At 72.5% G+C, this 20,782-nt stretch carries 18 protein-coding genes and 1 pseudogene; 14 read left to right on the top strand and 5 right to left on the bottom strand.

The features are described 5' to 3' along the window. Positions 1-53 precede the first annotated feature (53 nt). The 4 genes from ABD665_RS11545 to ABD665_RS11530 all read left to right on the top strand — a co-directional run bounded on the left by ABD665_RS11545 (position 54) and on the right by ABD665_RS11530 (position 3,706). The gene (locus ABD665_RS11545; protein WP_425562144.1) at positions 54-869 is read left to right on the top strand and encodes an amino acid ABC transporter ATP-binding protein; all 816 of its coding nucleotides are present in this window, start codon (positions 54-56) and stop codon (positions 867-869) included. Between the two features lie 64 nt (positions 870-933). Beyond that, complete coding sequence (locus tag ABD665_RS11540) at positions 934-1,434, top strand: VOC family protein (protein ID WP_204910532.1); 501 nt, start codon at positions 934-936, stop codon at positions 1,432-1,434. Then, positions 1,431-2,555: an FAD-dependent oxidoreductase gene (locus ABD665_RS11535; RefSeq protein WP_204910533.1), complete on the top strand. Its 1,125-nt coding sequence runs from the start codon at positions 1,431-1,433 to the stop codon at positions 2,553-2,555. The genes ABD665_RS11540 and ABD665_RS11535 overlap by 4 nt, the downstream gene beginning before the upstream one ends. Positions 2,556-2,788: 233 nt before the next feature. Next, positions 2,789-3,706, top strand: coding sequence for a hypothetical protein (locus tag ABD665_RS11530; RefSeq protein WP_204910534.1), 918 nt, complete (start codon positions 2,789-2,791; stop codon positions 3,704-3,706). Between the two features lie 114 nt (positions 3,707-3,820). Here the strand turns inward: ABD665_RS11530 and ABD665_RS11525 are convergent, their stop codons facing one another. Next, complete coding sequence (locus ABD665_RS11525; RefSeq protein ID WP_204910535.1) at positions 3,821-4,795, bottom strand: aldo/keto reductase; 975 nt, start codon at positions 4,793-4,795, stop codon at positions 3,821-3,823. Between the two features lie 70 nt (positions 4,796-4,865). Further along, complete coding sequence (locus tag ABD665_RS11520; RefSeq protein WP_204910536.1) at positions 4,866-5,708, bottom strand: SDR family NAD(P)-dependent oxidoreductase; 843 nt, start codon at positions 5,706-5,708, stop codon at positions 4,866-4,868. Positions 5,709-5,868: 160 nt separating this feature from the next. On the opposite strand from ABD665_RS11520, the gene ABD665_RS11515 reads away from it, so the two are divergent. The 3 genes from ABD665_RS11515 (at position 5,869) to ABD665_RS11505 (ending at position 7,836) form a co-directional block, all read left to right on the top strand. After that, a complete protein-coding gene (locus ABD665_RS11515) occupies positions 5,869-6,276 on the top strand; it encodes a phage holin family protein (RefSeq protein WP_204910537.1) in 408 nt (135 codons plus the stop codon). After that, a complete protein-coding gene (locus ABD665_RS11510) occupies positions 6,273-6,776 on the top strand; it encodes a low molecular weight protein-tyrosine-phosphatase (RefSeq protein ID WP_486348145.1) in 504 nt (167 codons plus the stop codon). Before ABD665_RS11515 ends, ABD665_RS11510 begins: the two co-directional genes overlap by 4 nt. 136 nt (positions 6,777-6,912) lie before the next feature. Further along, positions 6,913-7,836 carry an NAD-dependent epimerase/dehydratase family protein gene (locus ABD665_RS11505; protein ID WP_204910538.1) on the top strand — a complete coding sequence of 308 codons (924 nt, stop codon included), beginning with the start codon at positions 6,913-6,915 and terminating at the stop codon, positions 7,834-7,836. Between the two features lie 126 nt (positions 7,837-7,962). On the opposite strand, the gene ABD665_RS11500 is transcribed toward ABD665_RS11505, so the two are convergent. Next, complete coding sequence (locus ABD665_RS11500) at positions 7,963-10,137, bottom strand: YhgE/Pip family protein (RefSeq protein WP_204910539.1); 2,175 nt, start codon at positions 10,135-10,137, stop codon at positions 7,963-7,965. A gap of 43 nt (positions 10,138-10,180) precedes the next feature. Continuing rightward, positions 10,181-12,985, bottom strand: a complete 2,805-nt coding sequence (locus ABD665_RS11495; RefSeq protein WP_204910540.1) for an MMPL family transporter — start codon at positions 12,983-12,985, stop codon at positions 10,181-10,183. A 59-nt stretch (positions 12,986-13,044) separates the two neighbouring features. Between ABD665_RS11495 and ABD665_RS21680 the strand changes: the two are divergent. The 4 genes and pseudogenes from ABD665_RS21680 to ABD665_RS11475 form a co-directional block, all read left to right on the top strand. Then, a pseudogene (locus ABD665_RS21680) lies at positions 13,045-13,282 on the top strand (TetR/AcrR family transcriptional regulator); the annotation flags it as partial. 302 nt (positions 13,283-13,584) lie between these two features. Next, entirely contained in the window at positions 13,585-13,749 is a 165-nt protein-coding gene (locus tag ABD665_RS11485; protein WP_204910542.1) for a hypothetical protein, read from the top strand. Between the two features lie 12 nt (positions 13,750-13,761). Then, the gene (locus ABD665_RS11480; RefSeq protein WP_183342504.1) at positions 13,762-14,457 is read left to right on the top strand and encodes a response regulator transcription factor; all 696 of its coding nucleotides are present in this window, start codon (positions 13,762-13,764) and stop codon (positions 14,455-14,457) included. Positions 14,458-14,561: 104 nt separating this feature from the next. Beyond that, a complete protein-coding gene (locus ABD665_RS11475; RefSeq protein WP_344742420.1) occupies positions 14,562-15,944 on the top strand; it encodes a sensor histidine kinase in 1,383 nt (460 codons plus the stop codon). Positions 15,945-16,031: 87 nt separating this feature from the next. Here the strand turns inward: ABD665_RS11475 and ABD665_RS11470 are convergent, their stop codons facing one another. After that, a complete protein-coding gene (locus ABD665_RS11470; RefSeq protein WP_204910544.1) occupies positions 16,032-16,874 on the bottom strand; it encodes a phytanoyl-CoA dioxygenase family protein in 843 nt (280 codons plus the stop codon). Positions 16,875-16,977: 103 nt separating this feature from the next. Between ABD665_RS11470 and ABD665_RS11465 the strand changes: the two genes are divergently transcribed. From ABD665_RS11465 to ABD665_RS11455, 3 genes are all read left to right on the top strand, one after another. Next, a complete protein-coding gene (locus tag ABD665_RS11465) occupies positions 16,978-18,036 on the top strand; it encodes a substrate-binding domain-containing protein (RefSeq protein WP_204910545.1) in 1,059 nt (352 codons plus the stop codon). A gap of 257 nt (positions 18,037-18,293) precedes the next feature. Next, positions 18,294-19,211, top strand: coding sequence for a ferritin-like domain-containing protein (locus tag ABD665_RS11460; RefSeq protein WP_344742419.1), 918 nt, complete (start codon positions 18,294-18,296; stop codon positions 19,209-19,211). A 596-nt stretch (positions 19,212-19,807) separates the two neighbouring features. After that, positions 19,808-20,755, top strand: a complete 948-nt coding sequence (locus ABD665_RS11455; protein WP_204910547.1) for a ferritin-like domain-containing protein — start codon at positions 19,808-19,810, stop codon at positions 20,753-20,755. The last annotated feature ends 27 nt before the right edge of the window (positions 20,756-20,782 follow it).

Genomic DNA, 20,782 nt, shown 5'->3' with positions numbered 1-20,782 from the left:
CGACCGGCCGACGCAGCACCGCCACGACGACCACGAGCGAGGACACGATGACCATGACCGAGACCCCCACCCCCACGCCCGTCGCCACGACGGCCGAGACGACCGCGCTCGCGCCGACGGCTGACGCCCCGGACCCGACGTTCTCCGGCGGCAGCATCGAGCTGCAGGGCGTGCGCAAGACGTTCGGCCGCAACGAGGTGCTCAACGGCGTCAGCTTCTCCGTCGCCGCGGGCGAGGTCGTCTGCGTGATCGGGCCGTCCGGCTCGGGCAAGTCGACCGCCCTGCGCTGCATCAACCGGCTCGAGGAGCCGACCGGCGGCGACATCCGGCTCGACGGCGAGAGCACGCTGAGCATGTCGGTCGACACCCTCCGCCAGCGCGTGGGGATGGTGTTCCAGCAGTTCAACCTGTTCCCGCACAAGACGGTGGTCGAGAACATGACCCTGCCGCTGCGCAAGGTCGCCGGGCTGGGCAAGGACGAGGCCCGGACCCGGGCCATGGCCGGGCTCGAGCAGGTGGGGCTGGCCGGCAAGGCCGACTACCGCCCCGTACGCCTCTCCGGCGGCCAGCAGCAGCGGGTCGCCATCGCCCGGGCGCTGGCCATGCAGCCCGAGGCGATGCTGTTCGACGAGGCCACCAGCGCGCTCGACCCCGAGCTGGTCAAGGGCGTCCTGCGGCTGATGGCCGACCTCGCCCGGCGCGGGATGACCATGGTCGTCGTCACCCACGAGATGGGGTTCGCCCGCAGCGTCGCCGACCGGGTGATCTTCATGGACCGCGGCGTGATCGTCGAGCAGGGTCGCCCCGAGGCGATCTTCGACGACCCGCAGAGCCCCCGGCTGCAGGCCTTCCTGGCCGAGGTCCTCTGAACCCCTCCGCTTGACCGCACCACCCCGCGCTCCCCACCCCACGAGACAAGGACCTTCTCCCCGCATGGATCTCCGCGACGCCCACCTGGGCATCCAGGTCGAGGACCTCGACCAGGCCTGCCGCGTGCTGAACGAGCTGTTCGGCCTGACCTTCGCCGAGCCGATCTCCGGCTGGCCCATCCACGTCCGCCTCGACGACGGCGACGAGGTCGAGCACAGCGAGGGCCGCTTCACGGTCTCGCGGCAGGGCCCGCCGTACGTCGAGGTCACCGAGAACGTGGCCGGCTCGAAGGTCTGGCATTCCGACGGTCAGCCGATGGCCTTCCACCACCTCGGCTTCTGGGTCGACGACGTCGAGGGCGAGAGCGCGCGGCTCACGGCGGCGGGCTACCCGCCGCACGCGGGCGGCCTGGACGAGGACGGCCGCTACCGCTACACGTACCACGAGGTCGAGGGGCTCCGGGTCGAGATGGCCGGCGCCTCGGCGCGCCCGGCGTTCGAGCGCTGGGCCGTGACCGGCGTGGCGGACGGTGCGTCCGCGGAGTTCGAGCGGGGCCGGGCGTGAGCGCCGCGATGCGCGTCGGTGTCGTCGGCGGCGGTGTCCTGGGCGTCTCAGTCGCGACGCACCTGGCCCGGGCCGGGGCGTCGGTGGTGCTGGTCAGCGACGGCCCGCTGACCAGCAGCGCGTCCGGCCGGTCGTTGTCCTGGCTGAACTCCTCCGGCCGACGCTCCGACGCCTACCACCGGCTGCGGATGGCGGGCATCGACCGCTACCGCACCCTGTCGACGCACCACCGGGACGCCGACTGGCTCCGCTTCGACGGCGGCGTCACCTGGAACGCACCGGGCGAGGGCGAGGCCCTCCTGGCGACCCATGCCCACGAGAGCGCCATCGGCTACGACAGCGTCCTGCTCACCCGGGCCCAGGTGGCCGGACGCTTCCCGGCCATCGACGCGGCGGCCGTGGCTCCGGAGGGCGCCATCTGGAACCCGGGCGAGGGCTGGGTCGACCTGCCCTCGCTGGTGGCCGTGCTGGTCGAGGAGCTGCGGGCGTACGGCGGCGAGGTCGTCACCGGAGCCGGGGCCGCGACGTTGGAGGTCGGCGACGACGGCGTGACGGGGGTCCGTACGGTGCACCGGCGGTGGTCGGTCGACGCGGCCGTCCTCGCCACCGGCGCCGGCGTCCCGCAGGCGGCGGCCGAGCTGGGCGTGGTCATCCCCGAGGCCACGCCGCTCGCGCTGCTGGTGCGGACCGGGCCCGTGGCGACGGCGCTCCGCCCCGCGCTGAACACCCCGCGCGCGGCGGTCCGGCCCGCCCCCGGCGGCACCCTCTGCGTCGACGCCGACTGGGTGACGAGCAGCATCGTCGGCGACGAGGCGGACGGCTGGAGCGCACCGGACGACGTGGTGGCCGAGCTGCTGGCGGAGGGTTCACGGCTGCTGGCCGGGCATCCCGTCCTGCGGCCGGCGTCCGTGGGCATCGGCCACAAGCCCATCCCGGCGGACGGCGAACCCGTCGTCGGCGCCCTCCCCGGCGTCCCCGGCGCCCACGTCGTCTTCACCCACAGCGGAGCGACGCTCGGCCTGATCCTCGGCGAGCTGCTCGCCCGCCAGGTCCTGTCGGGGGAGCAGCCGGCGCTGCTGGCGCCGTTCACCCCGGCCCGCTTCGCGCCCGCTCTCGTCTGACGCGGACCCCGACCTCGGCCCGTACGTCGGGGATCCCTCGCACCCCCTGCCGCTCTTCGCACCCCCTGGTGGTTCTCGCACCGGGCCGACACGGTGCGAAGGCCGACAGGGGGTCCGGGGTCTGCGGCGGCAGCCGGGGACGCCGAGGCGCACCCGTCGAGCGGCGAAGAAGTTGTCCACAGATCGGACTCGCGGCCGGTTCAGGGGGTGCTGGGCCGTGATCGGCTGGCGGGATGTCGGAGATCAGGACGCACGCCCAGCTCGTACGAGAAGGCTTCGCCGCGGACGAGATCCGGCGCCTGAGCAGGAGCGGGTCGATCGTCCCGGTGCGGCGCGGCGCGTACGTCGCCGCCGGGGCCCGACCTGACCGGGCGACGGCGCACCGCCGCCTCGTCGAGGCCACCGTCGCGCAGGCGGGTCCCGGTGCGGTCGTCAGCCACGTGTCGGCGGCGGTGCAGCACGACCTGCCCGTCCCGTACGCCGACCTGTCGAAGGTGCACCTGACGAGGGACCGCGAGGGCGGTGGCCGGACGCGCCGGTGGGTCCAGGTGCACGGGGCACGCCTGCTGGAGCAGGAGGTGACGACCGTCGAGGACGTCGCGGTCACGACCCTTCCCCGGACGTTCGTCGACCTCGCCCGCACCCTGCCGACCCGGACGAGCGTGGCCGCGGGCGACGCGATCCTCCGCTCCGGCGTGAGCCTGGAGGTGCTGCAGGAGGCGGTCGGGCTCGCTGCGGGACGTCACGGTGTCGGCGCCGCCCGACGTGCGTTGAGGCTGCTGGACGCGCGGGCCGAGAGCGCGGGCGAGTCGGTCAGCCGGGTGGTCATGGCCGAGCGCGGGCTACCGGCACCCGAACCGCAGCTGGTCATCCGCAACGAGGTCGGCGGGTTCGTCGCCCGGGTCGACTTCGCCTGGCCCTCGCTCGGCGTGATCGGCGAGTTCGACGGCAGGGTCAAGTACGGCCGCACGCTCGATCCCGACGAGGACCGGGACCCCGTCGACGTGCTGTGGTCCGAGAAGCAGCGCGAGGACCAGCTCCGGCGCCTGGGCTGGCTGGTCGTCCGGTGGGTCTGGGACGACCTCGAGGACGCGGCCACGCTGGAGCGTCGGATCCGCAACGCGTTCGCCTACGGACGCCCGATGCCGTGAGCCCGCCGGCTCACCCTCGGAACCGGACCTCGCACCCTCCGCCGCTCCATGCACCGGGCAGGCCGGGTGCAGCGAGCGACAAGAGGTGCGACGTCGGGGAGAGGCGTCCGCCGCTCAGGCGAAGCCGGTGTTGGAGCGCGGGGTGTAGGGGGCCTCCAGGCGGGCGACCTCGTCGTCGGTGAGGACGACGTCCAGGGCGGCGAGGGCGTCGTCGAGGTGGCCGGGCTTCGAGGCACCGACGATCGGGGCCGTCACCGCGGGGTGCCGCATCACCCAGGCGAGGGCGACGCTCGCCGGGGCCACGCCGCGCTCGGACGCCACGTCGAGGACGGCCTGCACGATCGCCGCGTCGCCGTCCGAGTAGAGGCTCTTGCCGAACTCGTCGGTCTCGGAACGGTTCGTCTCCGAGTCCCAGGGTCGGGTGAGCTTGCCGCGCGCGAGCGGGCTCCACGGGATGACCCCGACGCCGGAGTCCACGCAGTAGGGCAGCATCTCGCGCTCCTCCTCGCGGGCGAGGAGGTTGTAGTGGTCCTGCATCGTCACGAAGCGCGTCCACCCGTGGGCCGTGGCCACGTTCTGCGCCTTCTGGAACTGCCAGGCGTACATCGACGACGCGCCGATGTACCGCACCTTGCCCGACCGGACGACGTCGTGCAGCGCCTCCATCGTCTCCTCGATCGGGGTGGCGTAGTCCCAGCGGTGGATCTGGTAGAGGTCGACGTAGTCCATCCCCAGGCGGGTGAGCGACGCGTCGATGCCGGTCATGATCGCCTTGCGCGACAGACCGTGGCCGTTGGGCCGCCCCGGTCGCATCGGGTTGTAGACCTTCGTCGCCAGCACCAGGTCCTCGCGGGGGATCAGCTCGCGCAGCGCCCGTCCGGTGATCTCCTCGCTCGACCCGTCGGAGTACGCGTCGGCCGTGTCGAAGAAGTTGATGCCCGCCTCGACCGCCTTGACGTAGAACGGCCGCGCCTGGTCCTCCGGGAGCGTCCAGCTGTGGTTGCCGCGAGCGGGGTCGCCGTAGGTCATCAGGCCGAGGCAGATGGGTGAGACCTCGAGGCCGGTGGTGCCGAGTCGTCCGTAGTCCATGTCCCCTGCCTACCCCACGGGGCCGCGCGGTCGCGGAGCGCCCGTCCGGGGGAGGCGCGGACGGCGGGGCTCAGACGTGGTCGCGCCAGCTGTGCTGCGGGTCGTAGCCGAGCAGCGCGCGGGCCTTGTCGATGCTGAGCGGCGACTCGAACTCCCCGAGCTCGCGCGTGTGCCGCACCTCGCCGAAACGGTCCGCCAGCAGCTGCTCCACCGGGACGTGCGGCACGACGTCGGGCGAGGCGATGACGAAGACCTCGACCCCGTGCGGCTCGTACGCCAGCGCGAGCTCGACCGCCTGCGCGGCGTCCCGGGCGTCGATGTAGGACCACAGGTTGAACCGCCGCTGGTCGGCCGTGTAGGCCGCGAAGTCGGCGTAGTCCTCGACGAGCATCACGTTCGAGAAGCGCAGCCCGACCATCGACAGGTCCGGGTCCCAGCGGCAGAACTGCGCCGCCATGGTCTCCTCGACGAGCTTGCCGAGCGAGTAGGTCGAGTTCGGCTCGGCGACCGCCTCGTCGACCGGCACGTACGCCGGCGGCAGCTCGAAGGGCAGGCCCAGCACCGTCTCGCTCGAGGCCCAGACGACCTTCCGGATGCCCGCGAGCCTGGCGGCCTGGAAGACGTGGAACGTCGACGGCACGTTGTTCGCGAACGTCGCCGCGTTGGGGATCAGCCCCGGCGCCGGCACGGCCGCCAGGTGCACGACGGCGTCCACCGCGTCGTACGCGTCGTCGATCCCGGTGAGGGCCTCGACCACCTGCCCGTAGTCGGTGAGGTCGACCCGCAGGAACCGCGCGCCCGACCCGGGGGCGGGCCGCTGGTCCACGTTGGTGACCTGGTGGCCGCTGGCGAGCAGCCGCTCCACCACCGCCCCGCCGAGCTTGCCGGAACCTCCCGTGACCACGATGTGCATCACCCGACCCTGCCACCCCCCTCCGAGCGTCGGGCAGCCGGGAGCCCGGTCCGGTCTGGACGACGAGGGACGGGCGACAACGTTCTTCCGTCGTCCGTCCCGAGGAGGAAGACCGGAGCGTCAGGCGTACGGCGGGCGCGAGGAGGAGAACACTGGCGGTATGAGATTCGTTCTGCGCCTCGTCGCGAACGCGGCCGCCCTCGCGGTCGCGACCTGGCTCCTGTCCGGCATCCAGCTGACGGCGGCGGGCACCGGCGACAAGGTCCTCGTGCTGCTGGTCGTGGCGCTGATCTTCGGCATCGTCAACGCGGTCGTGAAGCCGGTCTTCACCGCGGTGACCGCCTGCATCGTGCTGCTGACGCTCGGGCTGTTCCTGCTGGTGATCAACGCGCTGATGCTGCTGCTCACGTCGTGGGTCGCGACGCGGATCGGGGTCGGCTGGTACGTCGACGGCTTCTGGACCGCGCTGCTGGGGTCGGTCATCGTGTCGGTCGTGAGCTTCGTCCTCAACGCGTTCCTGCCCGACCCCAACCAGCCGCCGCGTCGGCTCCGCGGCGCGCGCGCGTGACGCCTGCGAGCCGGCAGGGCCAGGACGTCCGGCCCGTGAAGGTCGTCTTCGTCTGCTGGGGCAACATCTGCCGCTCGCCGATGGCCGAGCGGGTCGCCGAGAAGTACGCCGCCGACGCCGGGTACACCGACGTGCAGTTCAGCAGCGCGGCGACGAGCCGCGAGGAGATCGGGGCGCCGATCGACCCCCGGGCCCGCCGGGTGCTCGCCGAGCACGGCTACCGGGCCGACGACCACTCGGCGCACCAGATCACCCCCGACGAGATCGAGGGCGCCGACCTGGTGATCGCTGCGGAGACGATCCACGTCGACAGGATGCTGCGGATGGCGCCGGACGCGGACAACCTGACCCTGCTCAGCGACTACGACCCCGACGCACCGGACGGGTCCGGCCTGCCCGACCCCTGGTACGGCGGGCCCGAGGGGTTCGAGGACACCCTCGCCGCCGTCGAGGCCGCCATGCCCGGCGTCCTCGAGGAGGTGCGGCGCCTCCAGCTCTGAGCCGACCCGTCCCGGGCCCTTCGACAAGCTCAGGGGGCGTTCCCGCTGACGCTCCCTGAGCCTGTCGAAGGGCCTCGCAGAGGTCGGCGTCCTCCGGCGCCGCAGCCCGCCGGACGCGGGTGGCAGGGTGACCACCATGACGTCAGAGGTGGGGCAGCGCCCCGTGGTCGTGGTCACCGGTGCGAACGGTCTCGTCGGCAGGCGGGTCTGCGAGGTCCTGACCGAGCAGGGCGCGGCCGTACGGGCGGTGGTCCGACGCGCGGGGACGGCCCCGCAGCTGGACGGGCTCGAGGAGCACGTCGGTGACTTCGCCGACCCGGCGCTCGCCGCCCGGGTGACCGAGGGGGCGGAGGCGGTCGTCACGACCGTCCACCCGATGGGCTCGGACCTCGCGACGCAGCACAAGGTCGGCGTCGAGGACACGAGCCGGCTGGCCCGGGCGGCCCGGGACGCGGGCGTCCTGCGCTTCGTCCACCTGTCGACCTGCGCGGTCTACGGGCAGCCGGACGGGGCGGTCGACATCGACGAGTCCTCGCCGCTGGTCGGGGACGACGCGGGCGACTACGCCGTCACCAAGCGCGACACCGACGCGGCGCTCGGCGAGGTCGACGGGATCACGCGGGTGCTGGTGCGCCCGCCGGCGATCCTCGGGGCCGGCGAGACCTCGGTGTGGAACACGCTGCGCCCGACCGACGTCCGCGACGACGAGCAGGCGCGGCACGAGGTCGCGCGCCGCACGTTCCGCTGGGTGCACGTCGACGACCTGGCGAGCCTCGTGGCCGACCTGGCCCTCGGGAACGTCCCCCTGGCCGCCGACCCCGAGGTGGGCCCGGTGGGCGGCGGCTGCACGGCGGTCGACGTGGCCGGCGAGCCGGCGACGCTCCGCGACTACCTCGGCACCGTCACCCGCGCCCTCGGCGTCGAGGCCGTCTGGGAGGACGGGCCGGCCTGGACCGGTCAGGTCCGCACCGACCGCGCCCGCGCCTGGGGCTGGACGCCCAAGGTCACCCTCGCCGACGCGCTCGCCGAGCTCGAGGAGAGCGTCCGCGCCCTGCGCTGAGCTGGGAGCGGAAGACCGAGCACGCTCCCTGAGCTTGTCGAAGGGCCTCGAAGAGGTCGGCGTACGTGAGCAGCGCCAACCCGTCCGGGGCCCTTCGACAGGCTCAGGGGGCGTACCGCCGAGGACCTAGCGGGCCGGGGACACCACGAGCGCGGGGGCGTGGACCATCCGCCTCCGGGCGGTGGCCAGGACGGCCGCCGCGAGGCCGACGACGAGCCAGGCGACCAGCAGCGCGGCCGAGCCTCCCCCGCTCCCGGCGCCCGCGGCGACGGCCCGCATGCCCTCGAGGGCCGGGGTGAGCGGCAGCAGCGGCGTGATCGAGTCGAACACCTCGGGCACCGCGGAGGTGATGGCGGCCGCGGCGGTCAGGACGACGAGCACCACGGAGACGAACCGCCCCACCCCGCCGAACCACGCCACCAGCGCCTGGTTGAGCGCGGCGAAGACGAGCCCGGCGAGCAGCGCGAGCCCGAGCATCCGGGCCGTGGAGACCCCACCCAGGTCGAGCAGCGTGGTCAGCAGGACGGTGAGGATCACGGCCTGGACGACGGCCACGACGGCGGCCGGCAGCAGGCTCTCCAGCGTCAGGCGCACGGACGACCGCATGGACGAGAGCGCCTTCGCCGAGACCGCGCGCAGCACGAGGAAGCTCGCCAGCCCGCCGACCCACAGCGCGAGCACGGCCAGCAGCGTGGTCGTCGCGACGTTCGAGAAGACCGAGGTCACCTCGGGCGTCGTCACCGGGGTCGCCACGACGGTCGAGAGCCGCTCGCGCGCCGTCTTGTCGTACGTCGGGATCGCCTTCGCGCCCTTGTCGAGCCCGTCGGCGAGCTGCTTCGTGCCGTCCGCCAGCTTGTCCGCGCCCGACGAGAGCTGGACCAGCCCGGTGCTCAGCTGCTCGGCGCCGGTGGCGACGCCGTGCACCCCGCCGGTGTACTGCGTGACCCCGGTGCTGAGGTCACCCGCGCCGGACGCCAGCTGGGACGCGCCCTTGTCCAGCTGCTTGATGCCCGCCGCCAGCGGCGTGAGCCCGTCGGCCAGCTGGTCCGCGCCGTCCGCGAGCTGACCGGTGCCGGACAGGATGCTCTGCCCGGTCTTCTTGTCCTTCGTGCTCAGCCCGGCGGCCGCACCGTCGAGCGCACTGGCCGCACCCTGCGAACCCGCGTACGTCGCGAGCGACTTCGCGTAGTCCCCGAACTGCTGGCCCGCGACCGTGAGCGCGGTCGTGGTGGCCTGCTCGCCGGTCGCGGTGACGGTGGCCGAGAGGACGGCCTCGACCTTCGCGCACTGGGCCTCGGAGAGGGTGTCGTCGATCTGGGCACAGGTCGGCAGCGAGCCCGCCGGGGTCGCCGCGGCGATGGCCTTGCCGAGCGACTCCTGGCTGGGCGGTGTGGGCTGCTTCACCGCGCCGACCGTGTCGGCCTGCTGGCGCAGCGCCTTCTGGTAGGTCTTCAGCCCGGTCTCGATCCCGGCGACGCCGTCCGCGATCTGCCGTCCGCCCTTGGGCAGCGCCGAGGTCTGGTCGGCCAGGGTGCCGACGCCGTCGGCGTACTGGTCGAGCCCCTTGGCGAGCTCCTTGGTCCCGCTGGCGAGCTGGGGCCCGCCGGCGTCGAGCTGGTCCAGCCCGTCGGAGAGCTGCTTCGTGCCGGTGGACGTCTGGCCGAGGCCGTCGGCGAGCTGGCGGGTGCCGTCGTCGAGCTGGCCGGCGGCGTCGGCGACCTTGGTGAACTGCTTCTGGGTGTCGTTGAAGCCGACGAAGACGTTCTTGACGAACTGCTCGGTGAGCTCGCTGTTGAGCGCCCGGGTCGCGGCGGCGGTGATCGCCTGGCCGACGACCGGGTCGGAGACGCCGCTGACCGCGGAGGTCTGCACGTCGATCACGGCCTGCTGGGCGGTGTCGCCGCTCTGGTCGCTGTACGAGGTCGCGTTGGCGGAGAAGTCCTTCGGGATGGTGACGACGGCGGCGTAGCGGCCCGAGCCGAGCCCGCTGCTCGCGTCGTCGGCGTCGGTGAGGACCCAGGCGAAGTTCGTCGTGCTCTTGTCGTCACTCTTCTTGTCCTCGGCAGTCCCCCCGTTCACCAGGCCGCCGGCGAGCTGGCGTCCGAGCGGGACGGTCTGCTTGTCGATCTTGACCGGCTCGTCGAGGTTGACGACGGCCGCCTGCACGCGGTCGAGGCGGTCGGTCGACTTCCACGTGGTCGCGAGGAAGCCGCCGGCCAGCACCAGCGGGACGAGCAGCAGCCCGACCAGCGACCAGAGACCGACCCGGCGGCTGCCGTCGGCACGTTCGAGCGTGATCATGCGGGGTTCTCCTCCAGGAGAGGTCGTACGAGCACAGAGAGGTTCAGGCCTGGGACGGCGCGAGCGCGGAGCGCGGCCGCAGGTCCAGGACGCGGCTCGGGCCGCGCAGCAGGGTCTCGAGGGTGGTGCGGTCGGCGACGGCCACCACGGCGGCCGCGGTCCCCTCGGCGGCGACCGCGTCGAACGTGCGGGCCAGGGCCGCGCGGGCGTCCGGGTCCGCGCCCGGGTCGGTCAGCACGTCGAGCCGGTCCAGGAACAGCACGTCGGGCTTCGCGCGGGCCACCTCGGCGAGCTCCCGGGAGAGGTCGGTCGAGGCGGAGCAGTCCACGTACGCCGTCCGGCGACGGACCCGTCCGGCCTGCTCGGGCAGCACGAAGCCGGCTGTGCGGGCCCGGACCGTCGCGCCCTCGGCGGGCTCGCGCAGCCGCATCCGCCCGGACAGCATCAGCAGCAGCGCGGTCGCCTCGGCGGCCGTCGGCCCCTCGACGACGAGCACCTCGCCCGGGAGCACCGACGGGGCGACGTCGGCGAAGTCGCCGACCCGCAGGCCCTCCGCGACGACCAGGTGCGGGTCGTCCGGCGACGGCCACTGCTCGAGCGAGACCTGGTGGGCCAGGCCCTCGCCCTCCACGTCGAAGGACGGCAGCCGCCGGTCGATCCAGCGCGGCAGCCACCAGGCCTTCGTGCCCAGCAGGGTGAGCACCGCGGGGACGAGCGTCATCCGGACGACGAACGCGTCCACGAAGACGCCGACCGCCAGCCCGAAGCCGATCGTCTTGATCGGTCCGTCGCCCTCGGGCACGAACGCCCCGAACACCGACAGCATGATCACGGCGGCGGCCACGACGACCCGGGAGGAGGCGACGAAGCCGTTCTCGACCGCGGCCCGCGCGATCGCCTTCGACGGGGAACCGGCCCGCGCGACCTGGTGCACGTACTCCTCGCGCATCCGCGAGACGAGGAAGACCTCGTAGTCCATGGCCAGGCCGAAGAGGATGCCCATCAGCAGGATCGGCAGGAAGCTGATCACCGGGGCGGTCTGCTCGACGTTGAAGACCGAGCCGAGCCAGCCGTACTCGAAGACCATCGCCGTCGCTCCGAACGCGGCCCCCACGCTCAGCAGGAAGCCGACGGTCGCCTTGACCGGGACCGCGACCGAGCGGAACACCATGGTCAGCAGCACCAGCGACAGCCCGACGACGAGGATCCCGAACGGGACGAGCGCCGCTCCGAGACGGTCGGAGATGTCGATCCCGACCGCGGTGAAGCCGGTGACGGCGGTCGCCACGCCGTACTCCTGCTGGAAGTGCGGCTCGAGCGCCCGGATGTCGAGGACGAGCTGCTTGGTGGCCTCGCTGTCCGGCGCCCCGTCGGGGATGACCTGGATGATGCCGGTGTCGGCGTCCTCGTTCGGCGTGGCCAGCGGCACGCTGGCGACGCCCGGCAGGTCGCGGAGCTCGTCGGCCATCCCGTCCATCACGCCGAGCGGGTCGTCGGAGCCGACGATCGTGGCCGTGACGATGAGCGGGCCGTTGTAGCCCTGCCCGAAGTGCTCCGCCACCAGGTCGTACGTCACGCGCACGGGCGAGCCCGGGGCCGCGGTCGCGTTGCTGGGCAGGGCGATGCGTAGGTCCTTGGCGGGGTAGGCCATCGTGCCCAGGGCCACCAGGACCAGCACGACGGTGAGGACCGGGACCTTGGTGACGAGCCGGACCCACCGGCGGGCCAGACCGACCCGGGGCGCGCGGGGCTGACGCGCAGCCCGGGCCGGCGTCGTGGCCCCCTCGACCTGCTGGTGCTTCTTCTCCTTCTTCGCCGCGTCCTTCTGCTTCGGGCGCAGCTTGGCGCCGAAGAACCCGAGCAGCGCGGGCAGCAGGGTGAGCGCGATGAGGACGGCGATGGCGACGCCGACCGCGGCGGCGACGCCCATGATCGACAGGAAGGGGATGCCGGCGACCGACAGGCCGACCAGCGCGATCATGACGGTCATCCCGGCGAAGACGACCGCGGAACCCGCGGTCGCCACCGCGCGCGCGACCGACTCCTCGGGGTCCATGCCCTGGCCGAGCTGGTCCCGATGTCGCGACGTGATGAACAGCGCGTAGTCGATGCCGACGGCCAGGCCGAGCATGAGCGCGAGCAGCGGGGTGGTCGACGAGACGGTCGCGAAGCCGGTCGCGCCGAAGATCAGCGCGATCGTGAGCCCGACGCCGAGCAGCGCGGTCAGCAGCGGCATGCCCGCGGCGCGGAGCGAGCCGAGGGTCAGCCAGAGCACGATCAGGGCCACCAGCACGCCCACGCCCTCGGACGGGCTGACGCCGGGGGTGCTGCCGCCGTACGCGTCGCCGCCGACGGAGACCTGCGACCCCGGCAGGGCGGCCTGGAGCTCGGCCCCCTGCTGCTGCATCTCGGCGAGGGTGGCCGGCGTGATGTCGACCTGCGGCACCGCGAAGGTCACGGTGATGATCGCGGCGCTGCGGTCGTCGGCGACCTGGCCCTTGGCGTACTTGTCGAACGGCCCGGAGACCGAGTCGACCTGCGGGACCTTGTCGAACCGCTTCGCGCTGGCGTTGATCGCCTTCTTCGCTTCGGTCGAGCGGACCGACTCGCCCTCCCGGGGGACGACGACGACCTGGGCGGTCGTGCCGCCCGCCTGCGGGAAGGTGCGCTTCAGGGAGTCGAGCGCGGTCTGCGACTCGGTGCCCGGGAGCGAGAAGTTCTCGTCGAACCCCTTGCTGACGGCCGCCGAGGCCGCGCCCAGGACGACGAGGACAGCCAGCCAGGCCAGCACGACACGGAGGCGGTGGCGGTACGCGGAGCGACCGAGACCGTAGAGGAAGGACGACATCTCGATACATGACTGTATCCGATACAGACCTGTATGCAACAAGCGCTAAGGTGACGTCCATGACGTCCCTCCGCGAGGTCGGGCCTGCCGTGGGGGCGGCAGCGACGCCGACCTCCCTCCTGCCCGCGGGCCCGTTCTCGGCCCGCCGCACCCGCACCCGCACCCGCCTGATGACCGCCGCCGTCGCCGTGTTCGCCGAACGTGGCGTGATCGGCTCCAGCGTCGAGGAGATCTGCGAGGCCGCCGGCTTCACCCGCGGCGCCTTCTACTCCAACTTCGCCGACAAGGACGCGCTCGTCCTCGCCCTCATCGAGCAGGGCATCGCGGAGGAGTACGCCGCCGCCGAGGAGGCGGTCACCGAGCTCAAGGCCCGCGGCGCCCGGCTGCTGGCGACCGACACGGTCTCCCAGGTGCTGGGGCGGCTCAGCGGCGGCGGCCGCTCGGACCGCACGAACCTCCTGGCCCAGCGCGAGCTGCTGCTCTACGCCGCGCGCGTGCCCGGCCTCCGCGAGCCCTACCAGGCGTTCGCCGACGCCTGCCGCGCCCAGGTCGAGGCGCTGGTGACCGACGCCCTGACGTAAGCCGGGCTCGAGTTCACGGTGCCGCTCGAGCTAGCGCTGGACCTGCTGATGGCGGCCCACGACCACATGCAGCAGACCGCGCTGTTCACCGACCGGATGGACCCGGGGCCCATGCACGCGCTGATCATGAATCTGACACGCCCGCGCGAGGGAGTTCTTCCACGCCGCGACGAAGAACTCTGAGAGACTTTGGCTATGCACATCCTCGTCGTCGACGACGACCAAGCCGTACGCGACTCGCTCGCGCGCTCCCTGGAGTACAACGACTACGAGATCAGCACGGCCGAGGACGGCGTCGAGGCCCTCGCCAAGCTGGCGGCCCACCGCCCGGACGCCGTGATCATGGACGTGATGATGCCGCGGCTCGACGGCCTCGAGACCACGCGCATGCTCCGCTCCGCCGGCAACGACGTGCCGATCCTCGTCCTGACCGCCCGCGACGCCGTCGGTGACCGCGTCGACGGGCTGGACGCCGGCGGCGACGACTACATGGCCAAGCCCTTCGCGCTGGACGAGCTGCTCGCCCGGCTGCGCGCGCTGGTCCGTCGTTCCGGCACCACCGCGGACTCGAACGACCCCTCCACGCAGAGCCTGAGCTTCGGCGACCTGGTGCTCAACACCCAGACCCGCGAGGTGCTGCGCGGGGCCCGCCAGATCAGCCTGACCCGCACCGAGTTCGCCCTGCTCGAGGCGTTCATGCAGCACCCGCGCCGGGTGCTCGAGCGCAGCTGGCTGCTCAACGAGGTCTGGGGCTTCGACTTCCCGACCACGGCGAACTCGCTCGAGGTCTACATCGGCTACCTGCGGCGCAAGACCGAGGTGGACGGGGAGCCGCGGCTCATCCACACGGTGCGCGGCGTGGGCTACGTGCTGCGCGAGACCCCCCCGTAGACCGGACCGTGCGCGCGCAGGAGGCCCGTCCCGCCCCGGGGTCGGACGCGGCCGACGGGACCGGTCGGGGGTCGGTGGCCGAGCGGCTCCGCAGCTGGCTCGGCCTGCTCCCGCTGCAGCGCCGGGTCGGCTACCTGACCACGGCGGCCGTCGCGCTCGCCGTGGCGCTGTCGAGCCTGGCCGGCTGGATGACCGTGCGGGAGTCCCTCTACGCCAGCCTGGACAGCGAGCTCGTCGACGTCGCGACCAGCCTGTCCGTGCCCGCCGCGCAGGACATCACCAACCTCGGGGGCCTGACCGAGCGCGCCCTGCGCGCCGGCAACATCAGCGTCGCGGCGATCCAGGCCGACGGCAAGATCTACTACGTCCCCGACGAGCGCGAGCACCTCGTCCTCGGGCCCGACGAGCTCGCGACCGCCCGCCTGCACTTCGGCCACGCCGCCCGCTCGGGCCGGACGACCGACGGCACGCGCTTCCGGATCGTCACCGTCCCCATCGCGAACCTCCCCGGCGTCGCCCTCGTGGTCGGCCGGCCGCTCCAGGCGACCGACGGGGTGCTGGGCTCGCTGCTGCTCGTGGTCGGGATCATCGGCCTCGTCGGCATCGCCATCGCCGCGGCGGCGGGCACGGCCGTGGCGCGCTCGAGCCTGCGCCCCGTACGGCAGCTGTCGGGGGCCGTCGAGCAGATCGCGGTGACCAAGGACCTGCGCCCCGTCCGCGTCTCCGGCGCCGCCGACGTGGCCGCGCTGGCCCGGTCCTTCAACGACATGGTCGGTTCGCTCGCCGCCTCCCGTGAGCGCCAGCGCCGCCTGATCGCCGACGCGGGCCACGAGCTGCGGACGCCGCTGACCAGCCTCCGGACGAACATCGACCTGCTGCTCATGGACGCCCGGAGCGGCATGCTGCGCGAGGGCGACCGGCTGACGATCCTCACCGACGTGCAGGGTCAGCTGACGGAGTTCGCCAAGCTGATCGGCGACCTGGTCCAGCTCGCCCGCGACGACCGCGAGGCCACGCCGGAGCCGCTCGACTTCCGCCACGTGGTCACGTCGGCGCTCGAGCGGGCCCGACGCCGGGGCCCCGGGCTCGACTTCGACGTCGAGCTCGACCCCTTCTACGTGGTCGGGGTGCCCGACGCCCTCGAGCGGGCCGTCACCAACCTGCTCGACAACGCGGTGAAGTGGAGCCCGCCCGGCGGCACGGTCCGCGTCCAGCTCGAGGGCAACCGGCTGCGGGTCGCCGACGAGGGGCCCGGCATCGCCGAGGAGGACCTGCCGCGCGTGTTCGACCGCTTCTTCCGCGCCGACACCGCCCGGACGACGCCGGGCACCGGGCTCGGGCTGTCGATCGTCGCCCAGGTGGTCCGCCAGCACGGCGGCGTGATCCGGGCGGGACGCTCGGCGCAGGGTGGGGCGGAGTTCACGATGGTCCTGCCCGGCGCCCGCTCGCTCGAGGCGTTGCCCGCGCCGAGCCCGGCCCCCGCCTGACTTCGCGGGGGGTGGAGGTCAGACGAGGGCGGGCGGTCCGGACGAGCGCGCTCGGCACGCTCGGGGCGGGACCCGGGTGGGTGAGGCTCAGGCCTCGCCCATCACCAGGCCCTCGATGGTGTGCTTCTGGTAGATCGGGGCCAGCTCGTCGACCACCGGGCAGGCGAGGTGGCGGCGTACGGACTCGGGCAGCGCGGCCCAGAAGTCCTTCGTGACGGCCATGTCGTGGCGCTCGAAGTTGGTGCCGTCCGGGCCGTCCATGCCGATCACCAGCACGGGGCGGCGCTTGAGCGAGGCGTGCTTCGTCCCGCGGTGCAGCGTCAGCGCCGTACGGGCGGAGATGTCGCCCATCTGCGGGAAGCGGCGGACCGCGCGCTCCTCGTAGCGGGGGTAGAGCGACTTCGGCGGGAACATCCCGTGGTGGAACTCCTCGCCGTCGTCCCACTGCGTGCCGGGCGCGATCTCGAACGGCCCCATGTCGTCCTCGGTGTCCACGGCCGTGATGTTGAAGTGCAGCGAGGTCAGCCGGTGCTCGCCGCGCGCGGCGTCGGGCATCGGGAAGTCGCGGTGCCAGGGCTGGTTCATCGCGCCGTGGCCGGGGACGTCGAAGCCGACCTCGGTGATGAGGTAGTCCGGGCCGAGGACGGCCTCGGTCGCCGCGGTGATCCACGGGTGGGTGGCGATGTCGACGAAGCCGCGCAGCGCCTGCGGGTGGATCTCGACGTAGTAGCGGTTGGGACCGCGACCGACCGCACCGCCCGGACGCGACAGCGCCTCGTCGAAGGCGGCGTCGACGTCCTCGGACAGCGCCGCCACCCACTCCCGGCTGAAGGCGCCCTTCCGGCCGATGATGCCCTCCTCGTAGATCGCGCGGCGGATCTCGGCCTGGTCGACGTCGAGGTCGGTGGGGGTCTGGGCGACGGTGCTCATGTGGGCCTCCGGGTGGGATCGGTTCAGCTCGGGCCCTCATTGTTGCCACGTTGCATGCAACGTTGCAAGAGCCGAGACGGACGTGTTCTGGAAAGGTGGGGGCATGACCGCCAGCCTGCGCAGCGTCGCCGCCCGCGCGGGCGTCTCGGTGCGCACCGTCTCCAACGTGGTCAACGACTTCCCGCACGTGGCGCCGGCGACCCGCGCGGCGGTGCAGGCGGCCATCGCCGAGCTCGGCTACCGGCCGAACCTGGCGGCCCGTCAGCTGCGTCGGGGGCGTACGGGCGCGATCGGGCTGGTCGTGCCGGAGGTGCACTCGCCCTACTTCAGCCAGCTGGCCTCCGTCATCGTCCGGCTCGCCGAGACCCGGGGCCTGACCGTGCTGATCGACCAGACCGAGGGCGACCCGGAACGCGAGCGGCGCCTGCTCGGCGGCTCGACCTTCGGCGTGGACGGCATGATCGTCAGCCCCTGGTCGCTCGACGTGGCCGAGCTCGCCCGCACGGACACGGTGCCGCTGGTCCTGCTCGGGGAGCGCAGCGGACGCTCGGCCCTGGACCACGTCGGCTTCGACAACGTGGCCGCCGCCCGGGACGCGACGGCCCACCTGGTCGCCGTCGGGCGGCAGCGGATCGCCGCCGTGGGCACGCAGCCGCACCTCACCAACGACACGGGCCGGCAGCGGCTCGAGGGCTACCACCAGGCGCTGCGCGCGGCCGGGCGTACGCCGGACCCGCGGCTGGAGGTCGCGGTCCGGGCGCTGCACCGCGCCGACGGCGTCGTCGCGATGGAGTCGCTGCTCGACCGGCCGGTCGTGCCCGACGCGGTCTTCTGCTTCACCGACGAGCTGGCGCTCGGGGCGATCCGCGCGCTCGCCGACCGCGGCCTCCGGGTGCCCGAGGACGTCGCGATCGTCGGCTTCGACGACATCGAGGACGGCCGGTTCAGCGTGCCGACCCTGACGACGATCGCCCCCGACAAGGAGCAGATCGCGACGGGCTGCCTGGACACCCTGGCGGCCCGGATGCTCGACCCCGACGGGGCGGGCCAGGAGGTCGTGACGACGTACGAGCTCGTGGTCCGGCAAAGTTCCGGAGAGCACCGTAATTCGGCTCCTGACCAGGGCGGACGCGCGCCGGGGACCACCCCGAAGATTCACTGAGATCTGCCCAAACCCTCGGGGTCACGGCGCCGAAGAGGCCTGTGAGCGGTCTCTCCATCACCCCGGCGTCGCGCAACGCCCGGTCGGTGCCCAGCCCGTTCGTGACTTCAGCGGTACGTGCTCGGGGGCTCTAGGGCCGTTGTGCGTCTCCGTGGCCACCCGTACCGCGCTCCGCGGGCGGGAGGGCATCGCTGAGGTGACTCTCGGAGCACCACCTGCGAAGGAGCATGATGTTCGGAAAGAAAGTCGTGGCTGACATGATCAGCCGCAGCGCGGAGAACGAGCACGACCGTCGTTCGTTCCTGCGTGCCGCCGGCGTCGCCGGCCTCGGGACCGTCGGGGCCGTCGCCCTGTCCGGTGCCGGCACCGAGTCCGCGTTCGCGGACGAGACCAGCGACTCGACGGACCGCGCGGTCCTGAACTTCGCGCTCAACCTGGAGTACCTCGAGGCGCAGTTCTACTCGTACGCCTACTGGGGCGAGGGCCTCGACTCCGGCGACCTGACGGGCTCCGGCACGCAGGGCAAGGTCACGGGCGGCCGCAAGGTCAAGTTCAAGACCAAGGCCATCAAGGAGTACGCCCGCGAGATCGCCATGGACGAGCGCAACCACGTGAAGTTCCTGCGTAGCGCGCTCGACGGCAAGCAGGTGTCGCAGCCCGCGATCGACCTCAAGACCAGCTTCACCGCGGCAGCGCGTGCGGCCGGCCTGATCAAGAACAACCAGACGTTCGACCCGTTCGCGAACGAGAACAACTTCCTGCTGGGGGCGTTCATCTTCGAGGACGTCGGCGTCACGGCCTACAAGGGCGCGGCTCCGCTGATCACGAACAAGACCTACCTGGAGGCCGCTGCCGGCATCCTCGCGGTCGAGGCGTACCACGCGGGCATCGTCCGTTCGGCGCTCTACCGCAAGGGTCTGTTCACCGAGGTCCGGAAGATCTCCAACGTCCGCGACGCGGTCGACGGCTCCTCCGACGACGACCAGAGCATCAAGTCCGGCTCGCACGCCAACATCGTGCCGACGGACTCGAACAGCATCGCGTACAGCCGTTCCGCGGCCAACGTGCTGAACGTCGTCTACCTCACCCCGGCCCAGACGAGCAAGGGCGGGTTCTTCCCGGCCGGCGTCAACGGCCCGATCCGCACGAGCAACAACAACAACGGCGCCAGCTGATCGCTCCGCCTGCCTTGACGGGCTGACCGGGACCGGTCCGGCCTGACGCCCCGGCGTCACCCGGACCGGTTCCGCCCGCCTCGCACGTCGAACGCGCCGACTCCCGACCACGCTGCTCTCCAGCGCGGCCCGGGGGCTGGCGCGTCCTGCTTCCCGCACCACGTACGCCCTCCTGGTCGAGCGCTCGGCGAGCCCCAGGAACCTCAGGACTTTCACGTTTACGTGAAAGACCCGTGCTCTGCACGGCAGATCTGCCGTGGTCAGTACCGGAGTCCCACGTTTACGTGAAACTCCTGGGACCCGGACCCCGCGTCAGTGCGAGCTCGTCGCCGGACCTGCGTCTCCCAAAATTCTTCGGCCGGGACCCAAACCGTCGGAGGGGCCGCAGCGAAGAGGTCGTGAGCGGTCTTCTCCACCGACCCGGCGACGCGCAACGCCCGGGTCGGCGCCCGGCCTGCTCGCGATCTCAGCGGTACGCGGTTCGGCGAGCACGGGGGCGTCGACGAACGTCTCCGAGGCCACCCGAACCCGCGCTCCGCGGACGGGAGGGCATCGCTGGGGTGACCCCCGGAGCACCACCCTGGTGAAGGAGCAAGATGTTCGGAAAGAAGCTCGTGGCCGACATGATCAGCCGCAGCGCCGAGAACGAGCAGGACCGTCGTTCGTTCCTGCGTGCCGCCGGCGTCGCCGGCCTCGGGACCGTCGGGGCCGTCGCCCTGTCCGGTGCCAACGTCCAGTCCGCGTCGGCCGCCCCGGGCGACCCGACCGACGAGCAGATCAGCGACGCCGCGGTCCTCAACTTCGCGCTCAACCTGGAGTACCTCGAGGCGCAGTTCTACTCGTACGCCTACTACGGGAAGGGCCTCGACAACAGCCTGTTGGACGGTACGACCCCCCAGGGCAAGGTGACCGGGGGCAAGAAGGTCAAGTTCAAGACCGACGCGATCAAGGACTACGCCGAGGAGATCGCGAACGACGAGATCGCCCACGTCACGTTCCTGCGCTCGGCGCTCGGCGGCGCCAAGGTGTCGATGCCCGACATCGACCTCAAGACCAGCTTCACCAACGCCGCGCGTGCGGCGGACCTGATCAGCTCGAAGCAGACGTTCGACCCGTTCGCGAACGAGAACAACTTCCTGCTCGCCGCGTTCATCTTCGAGGACGTCGGCGTCACGGCCTACAAGGGCGCGGCCCCGCTGATCAACAACAAGACCTACCTCGGTGCGGCCGCCGGGATCCTCGCGGTCGAGGCGTACCACGCCGGCATCGTCCGGTCAGCGCTCTACCGCAAGGAGCTGTGGACGGAGACGCGCAAGATCTCCAACCTCCGCGACGCCGTCGACGGCTCGTCCGACGACGACCAGAAGGTCCGCGTCGACAAGACCGCCAACATCGTCCCGACGGACGAGAACGGCCTCGTCTACGGCCGGACCACGGGTGACGTGCTGAACATCGTCTACCTCACGCCCGAGAAGGTCAGCAAGGGCGGGTTCTACCCGTCCGGTCTGAACGGGACGTTCGTCGAGAGCAACGACAACACCTGATCACCACCGCCTGACGACGTCGGGCCG

Origin of the sequence: Microlunatus spumicola, from assembly GCF_039536445.1 — a bacterium.
GTDB classification, from domain to species: Bacteria; Actinomycetota; Actinomycetes; order Propionibacteriales; family Propionibacteriaceae; genus Microlunatus; species Microlunatus spumicola.
This window is presented reverse-complemented; position numbering and strand designations above follow the sequence as displayed.